The organism is Bythopirellula polymerisocia (assembly GCF_007860015.1).
Classification (GTDB): Bacteria; Planctomycetota; Planctomycetia; order Pirellulales; family Lacipirellulaceae; genus Bythopirellula; species Bythopirellula polymerisocia.
On the sequence record NZ_SJPS01000005.1, the window covers coordinates 342,883 to 364,385 of the forward strand.

Below are 21,503 nucleotides of genomic sequence, written 5' to 3' on the forward strand. Positions count from 1 at the left end.
GGAACAGGGTCCCTCAAGCTTTTGATCTATCTCAACCCAACTGCCTTGCTGCGCACAGCATGTTTTTCTCGCTCCTTATCGTGCATCCCATCGTAAATTTCTGTTTTATGTAACGCCTGCCCCTATCGTTCGCTTCACACCTTAGTATTCGGCCCCAAAGTTTTTCGACGCTGTGTCGTCCAGGGCTGATTCCTGTGGTTTATCCCTTGAGGGAGAGCGATCATGTGGCAACTACTGGTGGTGGTTGTGATGACGATGGTGTTCTTCGGGGCACAAGATTTGGTTTCCCGCAGCAGGCTGCCCGTTTTGTGGACACTCTTTCTGTTCGTGCCGCTGGCGCTTACCCCCTACTGGCTGAAGACCAATAGCTTTGACTTGTTCGTGTGGATCAAGATCTACAGCGTGATGTTTTGCGTAAGCTGGGCCAGTTGGCTGCGTTTCACCCCGATGGGAGACAAGCCCTGGCTACGCCTCACGATTGCCTGGCTACTGGTGGCAAACATCCTGGAGGCGCTCGTGTTGGACATCCAGGGGGGCGGAATCGCGCACGGTTTCAACGCGCTGGCAGGTATTCTCTTAATTGCTACGTTGCCGTTTTCTGTGCGACACACACTAGTTGATCGCACCAGTCAACATCAAACGCTTCGATATAATGTCCCATTTGTTTGGATTTGCGGCTACACGTTTTGGAATTGGACCTTTGTTTATCTCAACTACCCCGCATTCACGGGGCATCATACCGCAATCCTATCCGCCGCATTAATCGTCGCCTGGTTCGACCCGCAACGCTGGTTACAGGCGAGGGCAGCAACTTTGGGCCTGAATCTGCTCTTAATGGCAACAAGCAATGCGGGGACACTCGCCGTGAGCAACACGACCAATTGGTTTAATGAATCGATCGCAACCGTCGCTGCGTCGTTCGCTCTGGCTTGGATGACTATTCACGCTGCTTCAACGCTCAAGTCGAATTTTGTTATCGAACGACCATTGAGAATTTCACAAGCGCTAAAGGAGCATCTAGAGAGTGCCAAAACGGAGTGGCAGCATACCGATTCAGCTATTTTTTCTTGGTCGGTCAACTGAACTCTCTACCTGTACCGGTGCCAAGTGGGCGAACAGGGCACATTTCGGCTCTCAAATCGCCACGGAATGGTTCAATAGTGGACCTGATTCAGCCAATGGCTCGGCAGGAGGTAGCAGTTGGGGGCTCCTTTCATCAGCTGCTTGTGAATCATCGAGATCCGACTGTCGAAGTTCTGGGATTGGATCGGGCGTCGGCTCGGGGATCGTCGGAATCGCTTCGGGTTGTGGCGATGACGACACTACATACGCCGGGCAAGCGCCAGCGAATAGGTTTATTGCGTTAGGCATCATACCGCCTCCAAGGGCTTGATAGGCATTGACGATGGCGGAGAGTTGTTGCTGTTTGGTTTCGATCAAAATCATCCTGGCCTCCATCATGTCTCGCTGTGACAGTAATACATCCAGGTATTCGCCACGGGCAGTCTGAAAGAGCTTCGTGGCGCTCTCGACCGAGGACTCAAGCGAAGCCAACTGCTGCTTCTTGGCCTCGATGCTCTTGGCGTAGTTCTCTACCTTGGAGATCCGGTTGACGACTTCTGTGTAAGCATTCAAGACGGTTCGCTGATAGTTGTAAATAGCCTGCAATTGCATGGCATTCGCTGTCATGTAATCAGCTCGGATCGCACTCTTATTAATCAACGGACCAACCAAGTTACCTGCAACGCCGTAGATCAAGGAATCCGGGCTCGAGAACAGATACCTGGTGTTGAAAGCCTCATATCCGGCGCCTGCGCTGAGAATTAGAGAAGGAAAGAAGCGGGCGCGGGCGACCCGAACGTCGAGTCCTGCTGCTGCCACCTCGCGTTCGGCTTCGCGGATGTCGGCGCGGTAGCGAAGTAGTTGCGAGGGCACCCCAACTCTCAGCGCATGCAGATTCAGATTGATGTAATCTGTGGAGATTCGTTCGACAGGCTGCGGGTAGCGACCGAGTGTGAAGTTAATCTTGTTTTCGACTTCAACGATTCGCTGCTGGATGATCAGCTTTTCGCTCTGGTTCTTGCTGACCTCGGCCTGGAAACGCTGTACTGCCAACTCGGTGCCACGAGCCGCTGCCTTCATGGCTTTAGCGAGCTCCAGGCTCTTTTGTTGGATCTCGATGGTCCTGTCTAGCGTCAGCATTTGGTTGTCGAGGGCAAGCAGCTCGTAATAATTCTCGGCAACTTCAGCGACCAGACGGGTGACGATATAGTTCCGACCGTTCGCTGAGCCCAGATAGCGAAGCGTTGCCGCGTCTCGCGCGTTTCGCAACCTTCTCCAGATGTCGACTTCCCAAGTAATGTCGGTGGCGACCAGAAAATTGGGCAGCGGATCAGGAAAGCCTTTGCCAGGAAGAACCTCGAGTTGAGCTTCGACGGCACCTTGAGGGGTGAAGAGACTTGGCTTCTCTAGCCCTGCTCGGGTTCCCCAACCGAAAAAGGGAAAGAGTTCCCCCCTGCGTCCCCGAACCTCGTTAGAGGCGATGCGAATATCTTCGGTTAGGATCTTCAATTCCTGGTTGCCAGCCAGGGCTTGATGGATCAAGCTTGTGAGGACCGGGTCGTCGAAAAATTGGCAAAAGGAGAGCTGCGCTGAGTTTTCGCAACTATCCGGAAGTTCGAGCAAGCTCGTCGTATCGCTGTCAAAGCTCGGAGGAAGTTCCTCGGGACTAGGTTGTTGAGCATCCTCGCTGGCAGTTTCGCTTTTCGGGTACGAGGGCAAAGTTTCGGCACTCGTAGCTCCACTATCTCGGGAAGTGGCAGTATCAGCCGAAGGAATCGGCTTGAGTTCGCTTTCGGTTTCCGACACGAAGCTGGCAGATTGAACTCCCGAATTGTCGGCATCCGCCTCTGAACCGGTTGCGACATTCTGCATGGTCCAGAACCGGGAAAAAGTATGCGGCAAAGGGGCTCCACAATCCGCCCTACGGAGCGGTGGAATACCACAGCCCGGCAAAACCAGCAGAGCGCTAACTATTATCGCTGTCGAAAGAAGGCGGTTCTTACGCTTCGCGTTCGAATATTTCGCTAAGTGGTTCATCGTGTTCATCCTTGATTAAACTACGTCCATCGGCAGCCTTGCCGACAATGTAATAAAGACCTGGGATCACTAAGACCCCGACTATAGTGCCCAGCAGCATCCCGCCGACTCCCGTCGTGCCAATGGTTCGGTTTCCGATCGCCCCAGCGCCAGTGGCAACGACCAACGGAATAAGGCCGGCGATGAAGGCGAAGGAGGTCATCTGAATCGGCCGAAAACGCTGTTTTGCGCCTTCGACGGCCGCCTCCGCGAGGCTTAGCCCCTGTTGGCGCCGTTGCACTGCGAATTCGACGATCAAAATCGCGTTCTTGCCCAAGAGGCCGACCAGCATGATCAGACCAATCTGGGCCCAGACATCGTTTGCCAAACCCGTGGCCTGCAGGAACAAAAAGGAACCGAAGATCCCGATCGGCAGCGACAGGACCACCGCAAGCGGAAGGACAAAGCTCTCATATTGACCGACGAGTACCAGATAGACGAAGGCTACGACGATCAGGAAGATGTAAACCGACTCGTTCCCCTTTTTTGACTCGTCCCAGGAGATTCCTTCCCACCCGAGGTCATAACCCCGAGGCAGCGTCTCGGCGGCGACCTCTCGGATCGCCTGGATGGCTTGACCACTGCTGAAGCCCTCAGCCGGCGAACCTTGAATCGCGGCAGAGGGGTACAAGTTATACCGGGTGATCTCGTTGAGCCCCTGCTCCTTCTTAATCGTCATGAATGAAGAATAGGGGACCATTTCCCCACTCTCGTTTTTGACAAACATATTTTCCATATCTTCGGGGTATCGCCGGAACTCCGGCCATGCCTGGACGTAGACTTTGTAAAACTGATTGAAGAGAATGAAGCCCTGCTCGTAAGTGCTGCCGATAAGGATGTTGAGGTTTTCCAGTGCTTGTTCGATCGATACACCCTTCTGCATAGCCACGTCGTTGTCGATGACTAGCTCGTACTGCGGGTAGTCGGCGGCATAGAAGGTGAACAGGCTTGTCACTTCCTTGCGCTTTTCCAAGGCAGCCATGAATTTGTCAGTCACTTCTCCGAGTCGCTTGTAGTCGGCCTTGCTCGATTGGGTCTTATCGAGGATTCGCAGGGAGACCCCCCCGGCTGCACCGAAGCCGGGTATCGCAGGGGGTTCGAAGAATTCGAGCTTGACATTACTCAACTCATGACATTTTTCCTCGAGCTCCACTATGATCTGGCGCGCGGTCTGCTTGCGATCAGACCAGTTTTTCAGGTTGATGATAGCGGTTCCCGCATTCGAGCCCCGGCCCTCGGTAAGGACCTCGTAACCAGCTACCGAGGTGACGGAAGTGACTCCTTCGACCTCCTTGGCAATTTTTTCCAGCTCGAGTGATTTGGCGTTAGTGTATTCAAGCGTCGAGCCGGGTGGAGTCTGAAGAACGGCGTAGATGATGCCCTGGTCCTCGCCCGGGATAAAACCGGCCGAGAGTTGCGTGTTGACAACAAAAATGCCGAAAGCAAAGCATCCGACGACGGCTAGGGTCAGCAAGCGTCGCGTGACAACTGGCCGCAGGAACGCGGCATAAACATTCGTGACCGCATCGACAAGGCGGCTAAAGGGACGCTGCACGAAGGGCACGAAAATCAGCAGTAACCCAATCGGCCCCCACAGGATGTAGGCCAGATAAGTGATCCCCATCAGGATCGGCAACCCGAGCAAAACATACAGTAGAATGGTCCGAAATCCGCGCCGTTTTTTCTCTTGCTGCTGGTCGGCGTCGGAGTGGGGCTTGAGAATCATCGCACACAGGACCGGCGTGAGCGTCAGGGCGACCACGCCGGAGAGAATGATCGCCGAGGCCATCGTGATACCGAACTGACGGTAGAAAACGCCGATCGGCCCAGAAACGAAGGTTACCGGAACGAAGACTGCCGTCATCACCAGAGTGATAGCGATGATCGCGCCGCTTATCTCGTGAAGCACCTCCATGCTCGCCATGTAGGGAGAAAGGTGCTTTTCGTGCATCTTGGCATGGACGGCTTCGACCACTACGATCGCGTCGTCCACGACGACGCCGATCGCTAGAACCATTGCGAACAAGGTGATTAGGTTGATCGAGATGCCCATCAAACTCAAAACAAAAAAGGTTCCGATCAACGATACCGGAACCGCCAGGGTAGGTATTAATGTGGAACGCAAGTCTCCGAGGAACATGTAGACTACCAGAGACACCAAAATAAAAGCCTCCAGCAGGGTATGCAGCACTTTTTCGATCGAGGCGTCTACGAATTTGGAGACGTCGTAGGCGATCTCATAGTCCATCCCAGGAGGGAAGGACTTCTTCATTTCCTCGAGCTCCGCTTTAATTTCTTCAATGACCGCGGCTGCGTTGGAGCCAGGAGATTGCTTGAGAACGATGGATGCCGCGGGGTGACCATCGACATCGGAGTAAATGTCGAAGAACTCGGAGCCGAGCTCAATGCCGGAGCGTTCCTCTTCACCTTTGGTCTTGTTCCCATGCCCGCCTTCAGCAGCTGCATGTATTTCTCCGCCGTCGACACTGTCTGCGTGCTCGCTCCCTGAGCCTTTAACGTTGACCTGCTGGTCTTGGGGGGGGACGCAGATGTCTTTGAGCCGCAGAATTTCACCATTCGGCTTGGCCCGCAGAATGATGTTTTCATATTGCTCCGGTTTGTTATACCGCCCGATATAGGTCAGGACGTACTCTTTCGACTGTGAGGTCATGCCCGTGGCTTGACCGAGGCGGCCGGGCGAACCAATTATGCTCTGCTCCCCCACGGCCTCCATCACATCTTCAACAGAGATGTTGTAAGCTCGCATACGCTCGGTGTTCAACCAAATTCGCATCGCAAAACTTCGGTTGCCGAGATTGGTGGGGATACCCATGCCCTGGATCCGCTTGAGCACGGGCATGACGTAGATGTTGGCATAGTTGAAAAGATCTTTCTGGTCGGTGTTCGGATCCTTACTGTAAAGGTTCAGATACATCAACATGCTCGGCACAACTTGGCTGACGAGGATACCCTCGCGCACCACCAGGGGTGGGAGCCGGCTCAGCATGATGTTGACCCGATTTTGCACGTTCACAACATTGATGTTTGGGTCAGTACCTGGCTCGAAGAAGATGCGGATCGTTGCCTCGCCGGCACTCGTAGCATCCGAGACCATGTAACGCATGTTCTGGACGCCGTTGATGGATTGCTCCAAGGGAATCAGGACCGAGTCGACCAAGACGTTGGCACTGGCACCGGGATAAGCAATGGAGACATAAACCGTCGGTGGCGCGACGTTGGGGAACTGTGCGATCGGGAGGGTCGCAATCCCCAGCCCTCCCAGGAACAGAAGGATCAGCGAGATGACGATCGCCAGCGCGGGTCTATGTAGAAATTTAGTGAACATCAGAAGCGGTTCCTATTCTGCATCATTCTTTAAGTTACTAAGAACTTCTTCCGATGCACGGAACTCAAATTCCACCTTCTCACCGTCGCGAACCTGCCGGACTCCTTCGAAAACGAACTTGTCGCCCGCTTTGACGCCCTCCTGGATCACAAAGATATCTTCCATTTCATTTCGGATTTTGATCGCGTGCTGATGAACGACACCATCTTCACCGACGAGGAAAACATAACGCTTGTCGAGGATCTCGAAAGTCGCCCGCTGGGGGATGACGACCGCGTTTTTCTCGAGGCGGTTAATCAATACTGTGCCGGTCTGACCATGACGCAATAAGCCATCCGGGTTCGGGAAATCTGCGCGGAAGGCGATGTTGCCAGTCTCGTTATTGAAATCGGCTTCGATCGCGCCGATTGTCCCTGACTGGGGAAACGTTTTACCGTTGGCCAGTATCAGTTCGATATTCATATCCTCATTTTGATCCATGCTAGACTTATAATCGAGGTAGCGGGCCTCAGGTACGTTGAAGTAGACCCACATCACACTGTTGTCAGAGAACGTCGTCAGGACATCCCCCTCCTCGATTAGACTCCCCTGCTGATTGAGCTGTTGGCCAACGATCCCGTCGAAAGGGGCTATGATATTAGTGAAGTTCAGTTCGGCCCGCGCCAAATCCACATTGGCTTGGGCCTTGGCCAGTTTAGCCTGGGCCAGCGCTACGTCCTGATCCGAGACTTGCCGGGCCGCAAACAGCTTCTGAGAATTATTGAGCTCAATTTGCGCTAATTGGGCCTCGGCCACATCGGCGTCCAGTTTGGCCTGATGAAGAACGGGGAGGATCTTAAACATCAATTCACCCTGCTTTACGGCTTGACCCTCTTTTACAGCGATCTTTTCGAGGTATCCTCCCTCAAGTGCGCAAACCTCGATATGGCGTCGCGAGTGAATCTGGCAAACATAACGCTGAGTGCTGATGACGTCTTTGATGACAGGACTTGTCACCAAGATTATATGCCCCTCCTCTTGCTCCTCTTGCTCGGCTTCCTCGTGCTGCTGCTCGCTGGACGGCTGGCCATTGGTCTTGGTACAGGCGGGGAGTGTAAGGGTAAACAATGCCAGGAGAATTGTGGGGATCGGTGAAACTTTCATTACTTTGTTGCTAGTTAGTTGATTTCCGGTACGGGTCCCGGAGTATTTAGCGGGGAGGGTGGGATATCGGAGGGAGGGTGGGTTGCGAGAGGAAATGTTTGCAGCAGGTAATGGCCGCCTATCTTAAGGACAGTCGCGGCTTAATTGCGATTTTGGTCCCTTGTCGACAGCGATTGACTTCACGGCAGCATCGGTGATTGGCGAAATCTGCCAAAGATGCTCTGCGAATTAAAAAAAATTGGCACATTGCCTCCTAACTTTTTAGCCCTACGCAAAATCCCTTTTTCCCAATTCCGCCAAGGGGGGATGTGCGAATCGCTAATTTATTCCGCCCGTTCTTCGTTGACTGCCTTGGATGGGCCCAAGGCCTCCAATCTGACTAATCCAACTTGGGTAAAACTTCGTTTCGTTACATCGTTCTTCCGAACCGATACAACTAAATAAAGCCGTGTTATTGGATTTATCGACATTTTTGCTCGCAGGTGAACGGTAAAACTGTTCTTTCTATACGTTGGACTAAAGTTTCGATTTTCGTTCTGACATTGCGGCGATCAGCTTTCAGGTGACAATCTAAGGCCGAGCACAGTGACCGCATGCAATGCGGAAGGAAAAAACCGTACTTTCTAGAATCCCAGTCGCAGGCCCGCGAAATTGCGAGTGATTCAATTTGCGCAAACTGGACTCAGGAACAAGCTTGCCAAAATAAAGGCAAGCCGATGCTAGCTAAGAGGAGGGCCGCGTTGAAACGACGGCGGCCCGCGAAAGTAGCCTTCTGGAAGGCTCGTTGATTCGAGCCGTCTTAGAAATGAGCCTATTTCAACAGTAAAAAGAGGCTCACCGATTGCTATAGGATCCGTCGAGCAATCACTTGTCTCGATTTCCTCAGCAACTTCGGCTGAGTAACCATTAGACACCTCGTGCCGTACGTGGTCGCGCAGTTGCCCGGATTCGACCGCAAGCAAGCAGGCAACCGACAGAAGCAGCGCGATTTGTATGGATCGGCAAGGCATGGATTAAATATACGATGCAGTTCGTGGGGCGTCAAATCCCTCAGAATCCCCAATGTCGTCATTATCGTCCCCCAACCCAGATTGACTTTATCCTGTTTTCTTAAGGGCGACGTGGATGACGCGGACACGCTACCACTTCAATCCAATACTCTTCAGGAAGCAACGCACCTGAGTCGGGCAACGCTCAATGCCGGTTAGTTATATGATCCGCTGGCAATCGTCAGAACTGGTCGTTGCTCCAGCGAGTGAGAGATGATTGCCCCATGCTGAGCCAATTCACTCGTCGGATGGTTTTTCTGCGCCGACTTCAGCACGGCGTCCAGGCCTCCGTCGCAAAAGTGAGCGACATCACGTTGAGCGCTCAAAACGGCTACTCCGGCGATTTTCACAGCCTGTTCCCGTTTTAGTCCGCCGTGCAGGGACCACAACACGAGCAAGCGACGCAGTACGCAATGGGGCGGATGCGAGTCACGTTCGCTCAGCACGATACGATGAGGGCTCTGCATGTGGTAATGACTATCCTGTACATTCCCTCCGTTGTCTCAGCGCTCTCCTATTCAATTGATGTGGGTAAATTCCCAAGATAGATCGCGTTTCATGCAAGTATGGATGAGTGGTGAAACTGCAACTCCAAAAGTGAGCCAACTTGCTTATGAAAAACACTCGGCCAAGTTGACCAACATGACCAAGTTGGATCGATTAGGCCGAAGAACTCCCCGAAGCAAGCTCCCAAGTATCAAGCTGCTTCGTGGCAATCCACCCGCCCGCGGTGTCGCCGAACCACTTGAAATGGTCGGAAGCCGTATGGACATCAAATGCCGCGAGGTCGTCGTATTGCTCGTAGATAAAGACTCGCTGTTCGTCATCGGGATCAAATGATACATCAAAACGCCGGCAGCCTGATTCCTTGGTTAACGAATTGTTGGCATGCTTCAGCACGGTTTCGCGAAACGAGGCGACGTGCTCGGGATCAATCGTCAGGTAAACGGTAACGACAAACATAATAATTTCTCTCTTTTCGCGATCCGCTCTGCCGAGCACTACTCGACGGACGCGTCGCGGCTAACATAAGCCATACTTCTACAGCGAAGCCATATCTACGTTATTGAAATTGCGTTGATAGTGACCCATGTATTGCACCTTGCGTTCCAGGGCCTCGATCACAGGGATCGTGAAATTGACGTTCTCAAAACTTTGGGCACTGCCGAGCCCGCCGGGGCTGAATACGTTGATCTCCATCAGTTTGTCACCGACGATATCGAGCCCGACAAAAAACATGCCGTCGGCTACCAATTTGGGACGCACGATCTCAGCAATCCGTAGTGCCGTGTCATCGACAACAGCCTGGGCCTTTTTGCCGCCGGCGTGGATGTTGCTGCGGATGTCGTCACCGGAGCGCACGCGTCGGAACGCAGCGTATTTACCTTTGTAGCGAAGAGGCTGGCCATTCATCATGAACAGGCGCATGTCCCCTTCGGCGGCGAGCGGCAAATATTGTTGAGCCACCACATAGCCGTCGCGAGAAATCGACTCGATCATTTGATTGAGGTTGCCCAGTTGATCGCCCACGATACGAAACACCCCCTGCCCTCCCGAGCCTTGCAGAGGTTTGATGACAACATCATTTTCGTGCTTGCGGGCGAACTCGCGAATCTCATCACGGTCGCGAGTGATGAGCGTATCAGGGCGCACTTCCTCAGGGAACAACTGGAAGTACATCTTGTTGATCGCGTTGTTGAGTCCCTCGGGATCGTTTAGCACGATGACACCCCGGCGCATCGCTGCACGACCAAAAACGATACCCGCCTGCTGGGCCCAACTCCTGCGTCCCAGGTCTTGCGACGGATCGTTTCGCAACATGAGGATGTCCAAGTCGTCGACCGTGATTCGCTGGACTTTGCCGCGCGGGCCGCGCAGCTCATGCAAAAACGACTTCGTTGATTTGTACTTCGCGCCAGGTGCCGACCGAGCGCGGGCGCGAACATAGTCATCGGGGTCGAAAGCGAAATCGCCCGTACCGATGAGCCAAGCTTCATGCCCCCGATTGAGGGCAGTCATGGCCAAACGAGTGGTTGTGTAGCCTTCTTCTTCGGTAGCAATGTCGTTGACAACGAAACCAATACGCATGAAATCACATCCTTATCTCATAATTAGATCCAGCACAGACTTTCCCTCGCTTAGTTTTAATAACCGTTCCTGCACCCCAGGCACTTGTAAATAGCGTGGGAGCAAGGCGGGAGGGTCGATCATCTTTCGGTGAAGTAGTTCACGGATAAATCGTATATGTTCGCTGGCAATCTTGCCCACGAATAGGGGGTCCAATTTACCGCCATCGCCTAAGTAGTCCAGTATCTCTACCAACCCTCGCAAATAAACGGCATCTTTGGTAAATCCTCCCCCCCGGTAAATCCGCATGGTGATAGTGTAGGCCGTACGTTGACCGAAGCCGAATTCTTCCGTGAGTGAACGAAATGTATCCACAAAACTAGCTCCGGAAAGCAGCATTTGCACCGCAACCACCCGAGCAGCAAGGAGTCGCAACCGCGGCTTGCTAAGGCCCCCGACCAGGTATTCCGCCAGAACTGCAATCCCCTCTTGCAGCGAATCATATCCAGCAAGGCCAGTGTGCAGCAGTTGAAACGGCCCGACGAGACCATTGTAGTAGGTCAACAGATGCGTACCAATTTCGTGCTGAATTAACGCATCCACACGGTTACTCGGAATACGAGTTTCCCGACCGATTAGAAGGTGCCCGTCAGAACACATGAGCCCCGAATACATGTCATCGCGAATGATTGCCTGAGCTTTGAATTCCGGAAGTTGGGCGCGGTAGTACTCGATCTCTTGTTTGGCGCGCTCAGCAAAGCTGACGGCATCGAGATCTTGTTGGCCCTTGTCTTCTTGACTGCTTGGACTGATGCATTCAAGTAAACAGCGAGCCAGATTGAGCAGGTCTTCGCTGATCTCTCCATAGACTTGCTGACTGCCAAGCACGAATCGTTTCGTGCCAATATCACAGAGCATAGTGATCTTCCGGTCAATCTCATCTTGGCGTTGATGGAAGAGTTCTCCAAGCGTTGGGTCTTCGATACTTCCCGTAGGAATCGAAAAGAGCCGTCTTTTCAATTCCGTAGCATCGATTTCCAGAGGTCGATAATAATAGCGTGGTTCTCTCTCAAACTGTCCGCGTTGAAAATCTTCCCACGCTGCTTCGGCGTTCACTGGGGTTACTTGCAGCAAGAAGCTGAAGCTCTTACTGATGTCGTTGAGCCGACGATCAATCATCTTGACCGACTTGAAAATAGTCCGTCGACCCAAGGAATAGAAATGTTCCGGGGTCGTATTCGTATGCGTCTTGGAGAAGGTAAAAAAAGCCTGCTTAAGTGCCCGGCCAACAGTTCGATTCAAAGAGCGAAGCACGACAGGGTACAATTCACCTGTCTGTGGATTGCGATAGATAGGACGAACACTGAGCCCGACAACTTCGCTACCCCACTGTCGCAGGCTATTGGAGGTGAGCAATGAAGTGAGGCTGCCTTCAGATGCGTCAGGACTCGTATTCACTGTGACAGTTGAATTCTGCTTAAGGTAAGTCACCCGTTCCAATTGCCTTCGAAGTGTCTCAATCGTTCGCATGGGCGTATTGAGACCTCGAGCGACGATCGAGAAGGACGGCCTTAGCTCAGTAGGCTCCATGTCACTCTCGGCAATAGCCGCTTGAACCTCGCTATCGGCAGACGACCATATTTCCACGATCAAGAATCCATTAAACCGCTGACGAAGCGACGTTACGACCGCTTCCACAAGGGGGCTAATCTCCTCCTTTGAAGTAGCATGAGGGACGACCAAATACGAGGCTTCGCCCTGAACCAATGCGCGGGTCCCGAGATCAGTGTGCAACGGCTGACGGTACACACAGATGAATGGAAGCGGGCGGTCGATGTAGATCATGCCGTCTCCCGGGAGTTCGCTTCGCACCGACTGCCCGGCCATGAGGCGCGCACGGATGTCCTCAATAGCCCCATTGCTTAACGACAAGAGCGGCAAAAGTGTCACAGTTTGGCCAATTCCTCCCGGACGCCGGGCAAGGTCGACGCCGACTTTGGGTGAATCGCCGCTTCAATAAGTGGCCCTTTTCCTTCGATGATTTCCCTGCCGTCCTGAATGTTGATAGATCTTGCGCCCTAATTAGATACCTGTAATAACGGCCATTGTATTTCCGGATGTCCGGTGCGCGAAGGGAGAGTCTTGAAGGTCGAACTGCCTTTGACCGTGTTTGGCTTTGCAAGATTATGCTAATTCATCTGATTCGGAGAAAGTGCTAGACTACGCTAGCCCAATATTTACTCTGCACTGTCAGGACTACTACCCATGATGCACCTCTCCAAAATGCGAAGGTTGTTTGAACTCGCCACTATTTATTGCTGTTTACAATTTCTCCCAATCGCGTGCGCCACTGCAGACAAGCCCACTCATCAATTCTCGGTCACGCAGGAAGACGATGGTGTCACTGTCAATATCGATGGAGAATTGTTCACTCGCTATCTCACAAACTCTGCTACGAGGCCCGTCCTGTGGCCAGTCATCGGTCCAACGGGCGAGCCAATGACTCGAGCTTGGCCTGTGGGTCCGACCAATCTAAATGAGAAGCATGACCACATTCATCATCGTTCGGTTTGGATCTCCTATGAAGGGGTGAATGATATCGATTTCTGGCAACAAGAGGAAAAGGGAGTTGAACGCACATTTCCTGCCGGGATTCAGAAGCATAGAGAATTCAAGAAAATCGAGGCCAATGACGACACTGCCGTGATAGTCACGGTTAATGATTGGCTTGGCCCCGATGGCACTAAAATCTGCGAAGACGAACGCACTTGGACCTTTGGAACGGATGTTGATCAGCGCTGGCTCGACTGCCGATTCGTGCTAACTGCAAGCGAGGGAGAGTTGCGCCTCGCCGACAGCAAAGAAGGTTTCTTTGCCGTACGTGTGGCCGACAGCATGAACGTAGATCACAAACAGGGGGGGCGGATCGTTTCAAGTCGCGGCTTGACGGATGCTGCAGCATGGGCACAGCCTGCTGAGTGGGTCGACTACCAAGGCCCCGTAGCGGGCGAGACTGTTGGCTTGGCCATTTTCACCCATCCCGAGAGTCTGAATTACCCCGCTCCCTGGCATGTACGGACTTATGGACTGTTCGCTGGTAACCCACTGGGAGAGCTCGCCTTCACCGATGGAGACAGTAAGGTTCAAGAGCGTCCGCTCCGGATGACCCTCGCCAAAGGCGAGTCACTTGTGCTGCACTATCGTATCGTGTTGCATCGGGGCGACGAAAAGCAGGCTCAGCTCGCTGAGAAGTATGCCGAATACATCGCGGAATAATTTTTACCGGCGACGTGATACGAGAAAAAGGCAACCCAGGGCAGCAAGAGCTACAGAAGTGGGCTCCGGAACGACAGCGAAAGCGCTGATTGGTACGGTCGTCTGTCCAAAGGTACGTTGCCAGATCAGAAAGTCGGCTCCATCAACGATGCCATTCCCATTGCCATCCGCTTCAGCTTTCGTCATCGATCCAAAGTCTGCTTTCCAAATATTCAGGTCTTGGCTGTTGACCGTACCATCGAAGTTGTAGTCACCTGCGGGAATATTCAAGACGGAAACATCGTTTGAGAACACCAATCTATCAGCCAAGCCGCCGGCAACATTTCTTAAGGGGACCGTGTCAAATGTTTGCTGTGGAAAGGGGTCAAGGTCAAAAATAGGCAAAGCTGCAATAGCGTCAACCACGGTCATCCCATTCCCCAGCACACGACCGAATGCAGAAAAGCCACCGTCTGGTCGAGCGGGATTGTCTAACGAGGAATTATTTCCCAGATTGACGAACCACTGGCTCGTCACCGTGTTAGGCCCCGACTTGGCCATGGCGATTGTGCCGCGAATATTAGACGGACCGGCTACTCCCCCTCCCGGTTCATCGTTGATCGGAGGACTGAGTGTGATGCCTGGGGCCGTATTGTTGGAGCTATTGTAAGTGAAGCCGCCCCCCTGAATCACAAATCCAGATACGCTGCGATGCACAAAGGTGCCGTTGTAGCGATTCGTATTGGTGTAATTGAGAAAATTGGCAACCGTTTCTGGCATCAAAGAATCAAACATTCGGATGTTGTAGCTACCCAACACCGTATCAAATCGCACTACGGTAGCTGAGGCAGAGCGAGTTATCGCTAAAATGACTAGAACGACAAACAGACGTTTAAACATGCCTAGCTTCCAAAATCTCTGTCCGAATGCCCCGCCAGGCTCAGCCATTGCGAAAAAGAGATTCGCTGCCTCAGACCAACCCTGTTCGTCCATTTTATATAGCGATGCAGCGCAGGTCCACAAAATAGCGTTGGCGCGGATGCCTAGGTCAGGAGTTTGCCTTTACCCCGGCGTTATAATTCCCCGTGCCTGCGTGTCATCGCAGGTATTTTCCAAACAATCGACCCTGGCACTAGGACACTTTGAACCGTTATATTTATTCGTTTTGGTACCCATCGCGTGATTGTACAGCGATAGGGTTGGCTTTGTTTTCCATGCACTAACGAGAAGTCCACTTATCCATGACTGCTTTTCCTGAAATCGAACGGATCCCCTTCGAGGGACCCCAGAGCAAGAATCCCCTGGCCTTTCGCTATTACGACCCTGCTGAAAAGGTCGAAGGCAAGTCGATGCGCGACCATCTGCGGTTTAGCGTGGTCTACTGGCACACCTTTCGCGGTCAGGGGGCTGATCCCTTTGGTCCCGGCACGGCAGCGAGGCCGTGGGACGATGGCTCGAATTCCTTGGAGAATGCACAGAAACGTGTTCGTGTGGCATTTGAATTTATCGATAAGCTGGGCGCACCTTTTTATGCTTTCCATGATCGGGATGTCGCCCCCGAAGGCGAGTCACTTGCCGAGTCGAATAAGAATCTCGATGACGTGGTAAAGGTACTCAAAGAAGAGCAGCAGCGAACCGGCATCCAACTTCTGTGGGGCACGGCCAACCTGTTCAGTAACCCACGCTACATGCACGGGGCCGCGACAAGCCCCAACAGTGAGGCGTTCGCCTACGCCGCAGCCCAAGTGAAGAAGGCTCTTGAAGTAACCCTCGAACTAGGGGGAGCGGGCTACACCTTCTGGGGTGGCCGCGAAGGCTACCAGAATCTATGGAACACCGACATGCGTCGCGAGCTAGACAATCTGGCTCGCTTCCTGCACATAGCAGTCGACTATGCCAAGGAAATCGGCTTCACCGGGCAGTTCTACATCGAACCCAAACCCAAGGAACCGACCAAGCACCAGTACGACAGCGATGCGGCAGCCTGCTTAAATTTTCTGCGGCAGTACGACTTGCTTGACCACTTGAAGCTAAACCTCGAGACGAATCACGCGACGCTGGCTGGCCATACAATGCAACATGAAATGGATCTCGCTGGCGCTGCCGGTGCTTTAGGTTCAATCGACGCTAACACGGGGGATATGCTACTCGGCTGGGACACGGATCAATTCCCCACCGACATTTATCTCACCACTCAATGCATGCACACGTTGCTGAAGTATGGTGGCCTCAAAACAGGTGGAGTCAACTTCGATGCCAAAGTACGGCGCGAGAGTTTTGAGCCAATTGACCTGTTCTATGCCCACATTGGCGGCATGGATGCCTTTGCACGAGGATTAAAAATCGCCGCCGCGATCCGCGCGGATGGACGATTGGAAGGGCTTCTCAAGGACCGCTATGCCAGCTGGGACAGCAGCCTGGGCGCCGAGATCGAAGCCGGCAAACACAGTTTCGCTTCACTGGAAAAGATCATGCTGGAGCGGGGAGAAGTAACCCCGAATCGCAGCGGACGACAGGAGATGATCGAGAACTTGATCAATACTTACATGTGAGGGTGGCAGACTACTCGACTGCTTCGCCCCAGCGAGTTGCTGGCCAAATGATCGTCTGGCCGTCGCGGCCGCTGGAGAGCACTGATAGGCCATCGGGTGAGAATGAGACGGAGGTAATTTCTTCGTGGTGCCCCTCCAGCGTCAGAATCTCTTTGCCTGTCTGTGCATCCCAGAGTTTCACCGTGTTGTCTTGACTCCCTGTGAGAGCTCGGGTGCCATCGGGTGACAAGGCAACGGCGGTCACGCTGTCGGTGTGGCCCGGAAGTGTGAGGAGTTGCTCGCCTGTTTCGGAGTCCCAGAGAATTGCTACATTATCTTCCCCACCTGTGATGATCCGCGTGCCATCATGGGAAAACTCGCCGCAGAGCACGGCCCACTCATGGCCACGCAACACAAGTTGCTCCTCTGCAGAATCGGCATCCCAGACTCGAGCTGTCTTATCATTAGAAGTCGACACGATCTTCGAACCATCGGTACTAAAACGTGCCTGGCGGACACGGTCTTCGTGTCTGACCAAGGCTGGTTCTAGCGGCTGGCCAGTGCTCGCGTCCCATAATTGCGCCGTGCGGTCGTCACTTGCAGTGAGTATGCGTTTGCCATCGGGTGAGAATTGTACACTGTTGACATAACCTTGATGCACGCCATCGAGCTTGCGAACCGCTTTGCCGGTGTGCGTGTCCCAAATCTTGGCGGATTGGTCCCAGCTGCCCGTCACGACCCAGCGACCGTCCGGCGAGACGTCGGCATCGGCCACCGCTCCATGGGGGCTGAATCGCACAAGCTGCTTCCGTGTGTCAACGTTCCAGAGCCGAGCGTCATTTCCACCGATGCTGACCACGCTCTCACCCGTTGGCGCAAACCGGGCTGCCCATGCGCCTCTTCCCAAGTCGAGCCATTCACTCTCAATGCCAGGCGCCTCCTGCGAGGTGAGGTCCCATAGATATACTTTGCCTGTTGCCGCACACGTCACCAGGGCTGAATCTCCATCAGGCGAGAAACCAACTGAAGTATAAACAACCTCTTCTCCCGCGGGGGCAAACGTGGCGAGTAGCTCTGCGTCATCCAGAGACCACAGCCGTACTCGGCCGTCGTCACAACTAGTGAGAACTTGCGCGCCATCGCGAGAGAGATCCATGGCATTGATCCACTCTGGATGCTTCAATACGCGGTCACGAAGTTCCATGCCAGACTCTACATCCCACACCCCGCAGGTGTTATCGCCGCTGGCGGAAACGAGCAGTCTGTCCCCTTGAGCAAAGGCAAGATCTACAATGGAGCGGCTGTGCCCAAGTAGTTGGTGGGAGATCGTCCAGGTAGTCGTTTGGGGGTCCTGGTGCCATTGCACAATGCGTCCGCGATCGTCACCGCTGGCCAACACTTGACCATCTGACGAAAAAGCGAGAGACGTGACCGGTGCTTCGTGTCCGGCGAGAGTGCTGGTAAGTTTTCCCGTGCTGGTGTCCCAAATCAGTAGATCGTTGCCAGGACCACCGGACGCAATCCATCGGCCATCCGGTGAGACCGCCAATGCTGCCGTGTAACCCGTGCCTTCGAGCACCTGCAACTCGGTTCCTGTGGCAACATCCCAGACCCGGACTGTGCTGTCCCCAGCAGCGGTAGCCAGGCGCGACCCGTCGTCAAAGAATTTTGCTGTCGAGGCAAGGAACTCATGCCCTTCGGCAAAGTGTTGAATAGGCGAACTTTTGGCTAGATTCCACAGTGTCGAAGTGCGATCCCGTTCTGCGGTTACGAGTTGTGTTCCATCGCGCGAGAAATGCGCGGCCAGAACGGCGTCGGAGTCGCCATTTGGTTCGTTGTCGAGCACCACCATTTCTGCATAGTGTTCAGGTTGCCAGCGCTTGACATGCTTATCGCGACCTGCTGAGAGCAGTGAGTCGCCATCTGGTGAAAACACACAATCCCGTACATGGCTGGCATGTCCGCGGAGTACCGCGATTTGTTTACCGCCATGAAGGTCCCAAATTCGAATTACATTGTCTTGCCCACCGGTGGCCAACGTATTGCCATTGGGTGCGAAGGACAACCCGCGCACTGGCCCTTCGTGGGTGCCCAATTCAATAAAGGGCGATGGCAAGTCCGGCTTGTTATCAAGTCGTCGGGCAATGTCTGGCGGGTGAACCTCATCCGGATTCCACAACAGCACGCGGCGGTCGTAACCCACAGTAGCTATCTGCGAGCCATCGGGCGAAAAGCGAGCCGCATAAACGGGCCCACGATGTTGAGTGAACTGCGTAAGCTCTTCGTACGGACCATCCTGGGTGTCTTGCTCCCAAACAATTGCCTTACCATCCTGACTAGAAGTAACAATTCTACTTCCTCCGGGCGAGAACTCTGCTGACCAGACCCACCAATTGTGACCTTGCAATGTCTGCAATAGCCCTCCACTCTCCAGATCCCAGAGGCGGGCCGTGTTGTCGTAACCTGCCGATAAAAGCTGCGTACCATCCTCGGAAAACCGCACGCTGAGCACTGCATCGGTATGACCATCGAGTGTTGAAAGCAACTCGCCGTCTGCGACCCGATAGATGCGAATCTTGTTATCACTACTCCCGACTGCAAGCCTTTCGCCAGCCGGATCGAAGGTGACGCTATGCACATACTGGCCCGCGTCGAGAGTATGCAGTGGCTCACCTGATTGAGCATCCCAGATCGTGGCCTTGCCGCTTAGATCTCCGCTGGCAAAGTGCTTGCCTGTGGGAGAATAAGCCACTGCTTCGACGGGGCCTCCGAGTTGCCAGGAGTCATCGCTCAGATTGCACAGATAAGAGAGCCGACCCCACTCCCAATTGATTAATTCGGGACTGCAGTTCTCTAGCAGAGTGGCTGCACGGTCAAAAGCGTTCTCGTCGATTTTCGCGTTGGCTAGTCCAATACGAGCAATGTAAGCCTCGTATTCCTCGGCTTGTTTAGCCTCGATGGCCTTAGCTTCTTCTTCCTCGGCACGCGTGCGCTCTGTTACGGCAATTTGACGCTGCGTCTCGGCAACCTTGCGGGCTGACTCCGCTTCTCGGAAGTTTTTCTGGGCAACCCCTTCTGCATCTTCGGCGCGAACTCGTTGCACAATAGCTTCATCTCGTTCGGCTCGCACAAAGACGAAAGCTACCGAGACGATTGCCACAACGGCCAATAACAGAGCGGCAACCATCTTTTTCAACACGGCTAATCGCCGACCACGCGAGGCACGCTCTCGGAGACCAGCCTGGAGCTTTTCGATAAGACTCCGATGTTCCTCGTTCTTGGCATCCAGGAGCGTTAAGCCAAGCTCATAGTCTCCCCTTCCCAGGGCTGCTGAGGCATAGTCCATACGAGCGCTGGAGAGTAAACTTTCGGCTCGCTTGTTCTCCTTCCACAGCGAGAGGGCTTCCTCGAATCCATAAAGTGCGCGGGAAAAGAAATCGTAGTCGCCGGTCGTTTTCGCCTCGTTGAGTTTCCTTTCCGCACTATCGGTGAGCAAAATGCTCTCGGAGTGAGATTGATACAAACGGACGGCCGCCTGAAACTCTTGAACTGATTGATACCGGTCAACCGGCTTGGTCGCCAAGGCTTTCATGGCGACTTCGGTCAATTCATTGGGATGCTCAACAACAGGGATCTGATTCTTTGCCGCTGCCATCAAGCAAGCCATCACGGTCTTGCCTGTGTGAGGGGTCTTGCCAGTTACGATCTCGTAGAGCATGGCTCCGAGTAAATAGACATCACTCGCAGGGGAGACTAATTCGATCGGTCCGGTGGCCATTTCAGGTGACATGTAGGCTGGCGTCCCACCCATGACATCCGATTGGCTCACAGATGATGCGTTGGGGAAATCGGGGCTGATGCGAGCTAGCCCCCAGTCCATCACCAACACTTCGCCATAATCACCCAGCATAATGTTTTCGGGCTTCAAGTCGCGGTGAATGACACCGTTGTCATGAGCGAACGCCACAGCATCCGCCGCTCTAAGCAGAATGCTTAGATTTTCGTCAAGCGTTTTCTTTTCGAGAACATCATCCCACGGGGTCCCCTTCACACGCTTCATTGAATAGAAGAGTGCTCCACTGTCGTTGGAGCCCAAATCATAAATTGGCACGATGTTGGGATGATCTAATTCACCAGTGACCACGGCCTCTGAGATGAACTTTTCGCGTTGCGCAGCGTCTTCGGCATCTTTCTTCTTCAGCATCTTCACCGCGACGGTGCGCGCAATGGCGGACTGTCGTGCGGAGTAAACGACTCCCATGCCCCCTTCACCGATCTTATCGAGCAACTCGTAGTCCGGTGCATCCGATCCTGAAAAGACGGATTTTCTCTCATCAGTCGGCTCAAGAAACTGGCGAGACTTCACTACCACCGAAGACCGCTTGATATCTGAGTCCTTGGTAGTGTCTTTCTGCTTGATTGTGAATCGTGAATTATCGACTTCACCTTCCAGTTTGTCTTGCCACTGGGCAGTGGCCATGCTTTCTGCCGCCTTCGGATCATCGACCCCCGAGACAAACTCGATAGTTTGCTCGGGACCCAAGGGAACCGTTTTGGGCTTCTTCCCCATGGGTGGAACCACTTCGGAAGTAAATTCAATGGTTTGCTCAGGCGAAAGAGGAACGGTTTTGGGTTTCTCTTTTGTAGGCTTCTCCGCAGGAGAACCCGTGAGCGAAGCCTGGCTAGGGAGCGAACTCAAATCGATCGTTCGAATCGTGTCAGGATTTATGTTCGTATCACCGACCATTTGAATATCAAGCGACCCAATATCTCCGACTGTTTCCAAGTCCAGCGGAGGTTGGTTGGTTATGGTTCCCTGATGAGCGATATCTTGAATTGTGCGTTTCGGCACGAGATGCAGCGCAGCACCACACTTGCTGCAGCGCCCAGCAGCAATGGCCTTCTCATCGGCAGCAGTTTGGCACGCAGGGCAAGTTCGCATCAGATACGGTTCATAGAGCAGGACATGGATTA

Annotated in this window: 12 protein-coding genes; 3 read left to right on the forward strand and 9 right to left on the reverse strand. The window is 53.5% G+C overall.

Annotation, left to right across the window (positions count from 1 at the left end):
* Positions 1-222: 222 nt before the first annotated feature.
* On the forward strand, positions 223-1,083 hold the full coding sequence (locus tag Pla144_RS17230; RefSeq protein WP_146451938.1) for a DUF5692 family protein: 861 nt from the start codon (positions 223-225) through the stop codon (positions 1,081-1,083).
* Between the two features lie 51 nt (positions 1,084-1,134).
* Here Pla144_RS17230 and Pla144_RS17235 read toward each other — a convergent pair whose 3' ends face one another.
* The 7 genes from Pla144_RS17235 to Pla144_RS17265 all read right to left on the reverse strand — a co-directional run bounded on the left by Pla144_RS17235 (position 1,135) and on the right by Pla144_RS17265 (position 12,693).
* Entirely contained in the window at positions 1,135-2,934 is a 1,800-nt protein-coding gene (locus Pla144_RS17235; protein ID WP_231936419.1) for a TolC family protein, read from the reverse strand.
* A gap of 127 nt (positions 2,935-3,061) precedes the next feature.
* A complete protein-coding gene (locus Pla144_RS17240) occupies positions 3,062-6,484 on the reverse strand; it encodes an efflux RND transporter permease subunit (RefSeq protein ID WP_146451940.1) in 3,423 nt (1,140 codons plus the stop codon).
* 12 nt (positions 6,485-6,496) lie between these two features.
* Positions 6,497-7,627: an efflux RND transporter periplasmic adaptor subunit gene (locus tag Pla144_RS17245; protein WP_146451941.1), complete on the reverse strand. Its 1,131-nt coding sequence runs from the start codon at positions 7,625-7,627 to the stop codon at positions 6,497-6,499.
* 1,204 nt (positions 7,628-8,831) lie between these two features.
* A complete protein-coding gene (locus Pla144_RS17250) occupies positions 8,832-9,143 on the reverse strand; it encodes a hypothetical protein (protein WP_146451942.1) in 312 nt (103 codons plus the stop codon).
* Between the two features lie 193 nt (positions 9,144-9,336).
* Entirely contained in the window at positions 9,337-9,639 is a 303-nt protein-coding gene (locus Pla144_RS17255) for a putative quinol monooxygenase (RefSeq protein ID WP_146451943.1), read from the reverse strand.
* Between the two features lie 78 nt (positions 9,640-9,717).
* A complete protein-coding gene (locus Pla144_RS17260; protein ID WP_146451944.1) occupies positions 9,718-10,764 on the reverse strand; it encodes a glutathione synthase in 1,047 nt (348 codons plus the stop codon).
* A 12-nt stretch (positions 10,765-10,776) separates the two neighbouring features.
* Entirely contained in the window at positions 10,777-12,693 is a 1,917-nt protein-coding gene (locus Pla144_RS17265; protein WP_146451945.1) for a flavohemoglobin expression-modulating QEGLA motif protein, read from the reverse strand.
* Between the two features lie 315 nt (positions 12,694-13,008).
* Here Pla144_RS17265 and Pla144_RS17270 point away from each other — a divergent pair, with 315 nt between their 5' ends.
* On the forward strand, positions 13,009-14,019 hold the full coding sequence (locus tag Pla144_RS17270) for a DUF6807 domain-containing protein (protein WP_146451946.1): 1,011 nt from the start codon (positions 13,009-13,011) through the stop codon (positions 14,017-14,019).
* Positions 14,020-14,022: 3 nt separating this feature from the next.
* Here the strand turns inward: Pla144_RS17270 and Pla144_RS17275 are convergent, their stop codons facing one another.
* Positions 14,023-14,898 (reverse strand): peptidylprolyl isomerase, encoded by an 876-nt coding sequence (locus Pla144_RS17275; protein ID WP_197530772.1) that lies wholly within the window; start codon positions 14,896-14,898, stop codon positions 14,023-14,025.
* Between the two features lie 341 nt (positions 14,899-15,239).
* Between Pla144_RS17275 and xylA the strand changes: the two genes are divergently transcribed.
* On the forward strand, positions 15,240-16,550 hold the full coding sequence (xylA, locus tag Pla144_RS17280; protein WP_146451947.1) for a xylose isomerase: 1,311 nt from the start codon (positions 15,240-15,242) through the stop codon (positions 16,548-16,550).
* Positions 16,551-16,560: 10 nt separating this feature from the next.
* On the opposite strand, the gene Pla144_RS17285 is transcribed toward xylA, so the two are convergent.
* On the reverse strand, positions 16,561-21,471 hold the full coding sequence (locus Pla144_RS17285) for a WD40 domain-containing protein (RefSeq protein WP_146451948.1): 4,911 nt from the start codon (positions 21,469-21,471) through the stop codon (positions 16,561-16,563).
* Between the last annotated feature and the right edge of the window lie 32 nt (positions 21,472-21,503).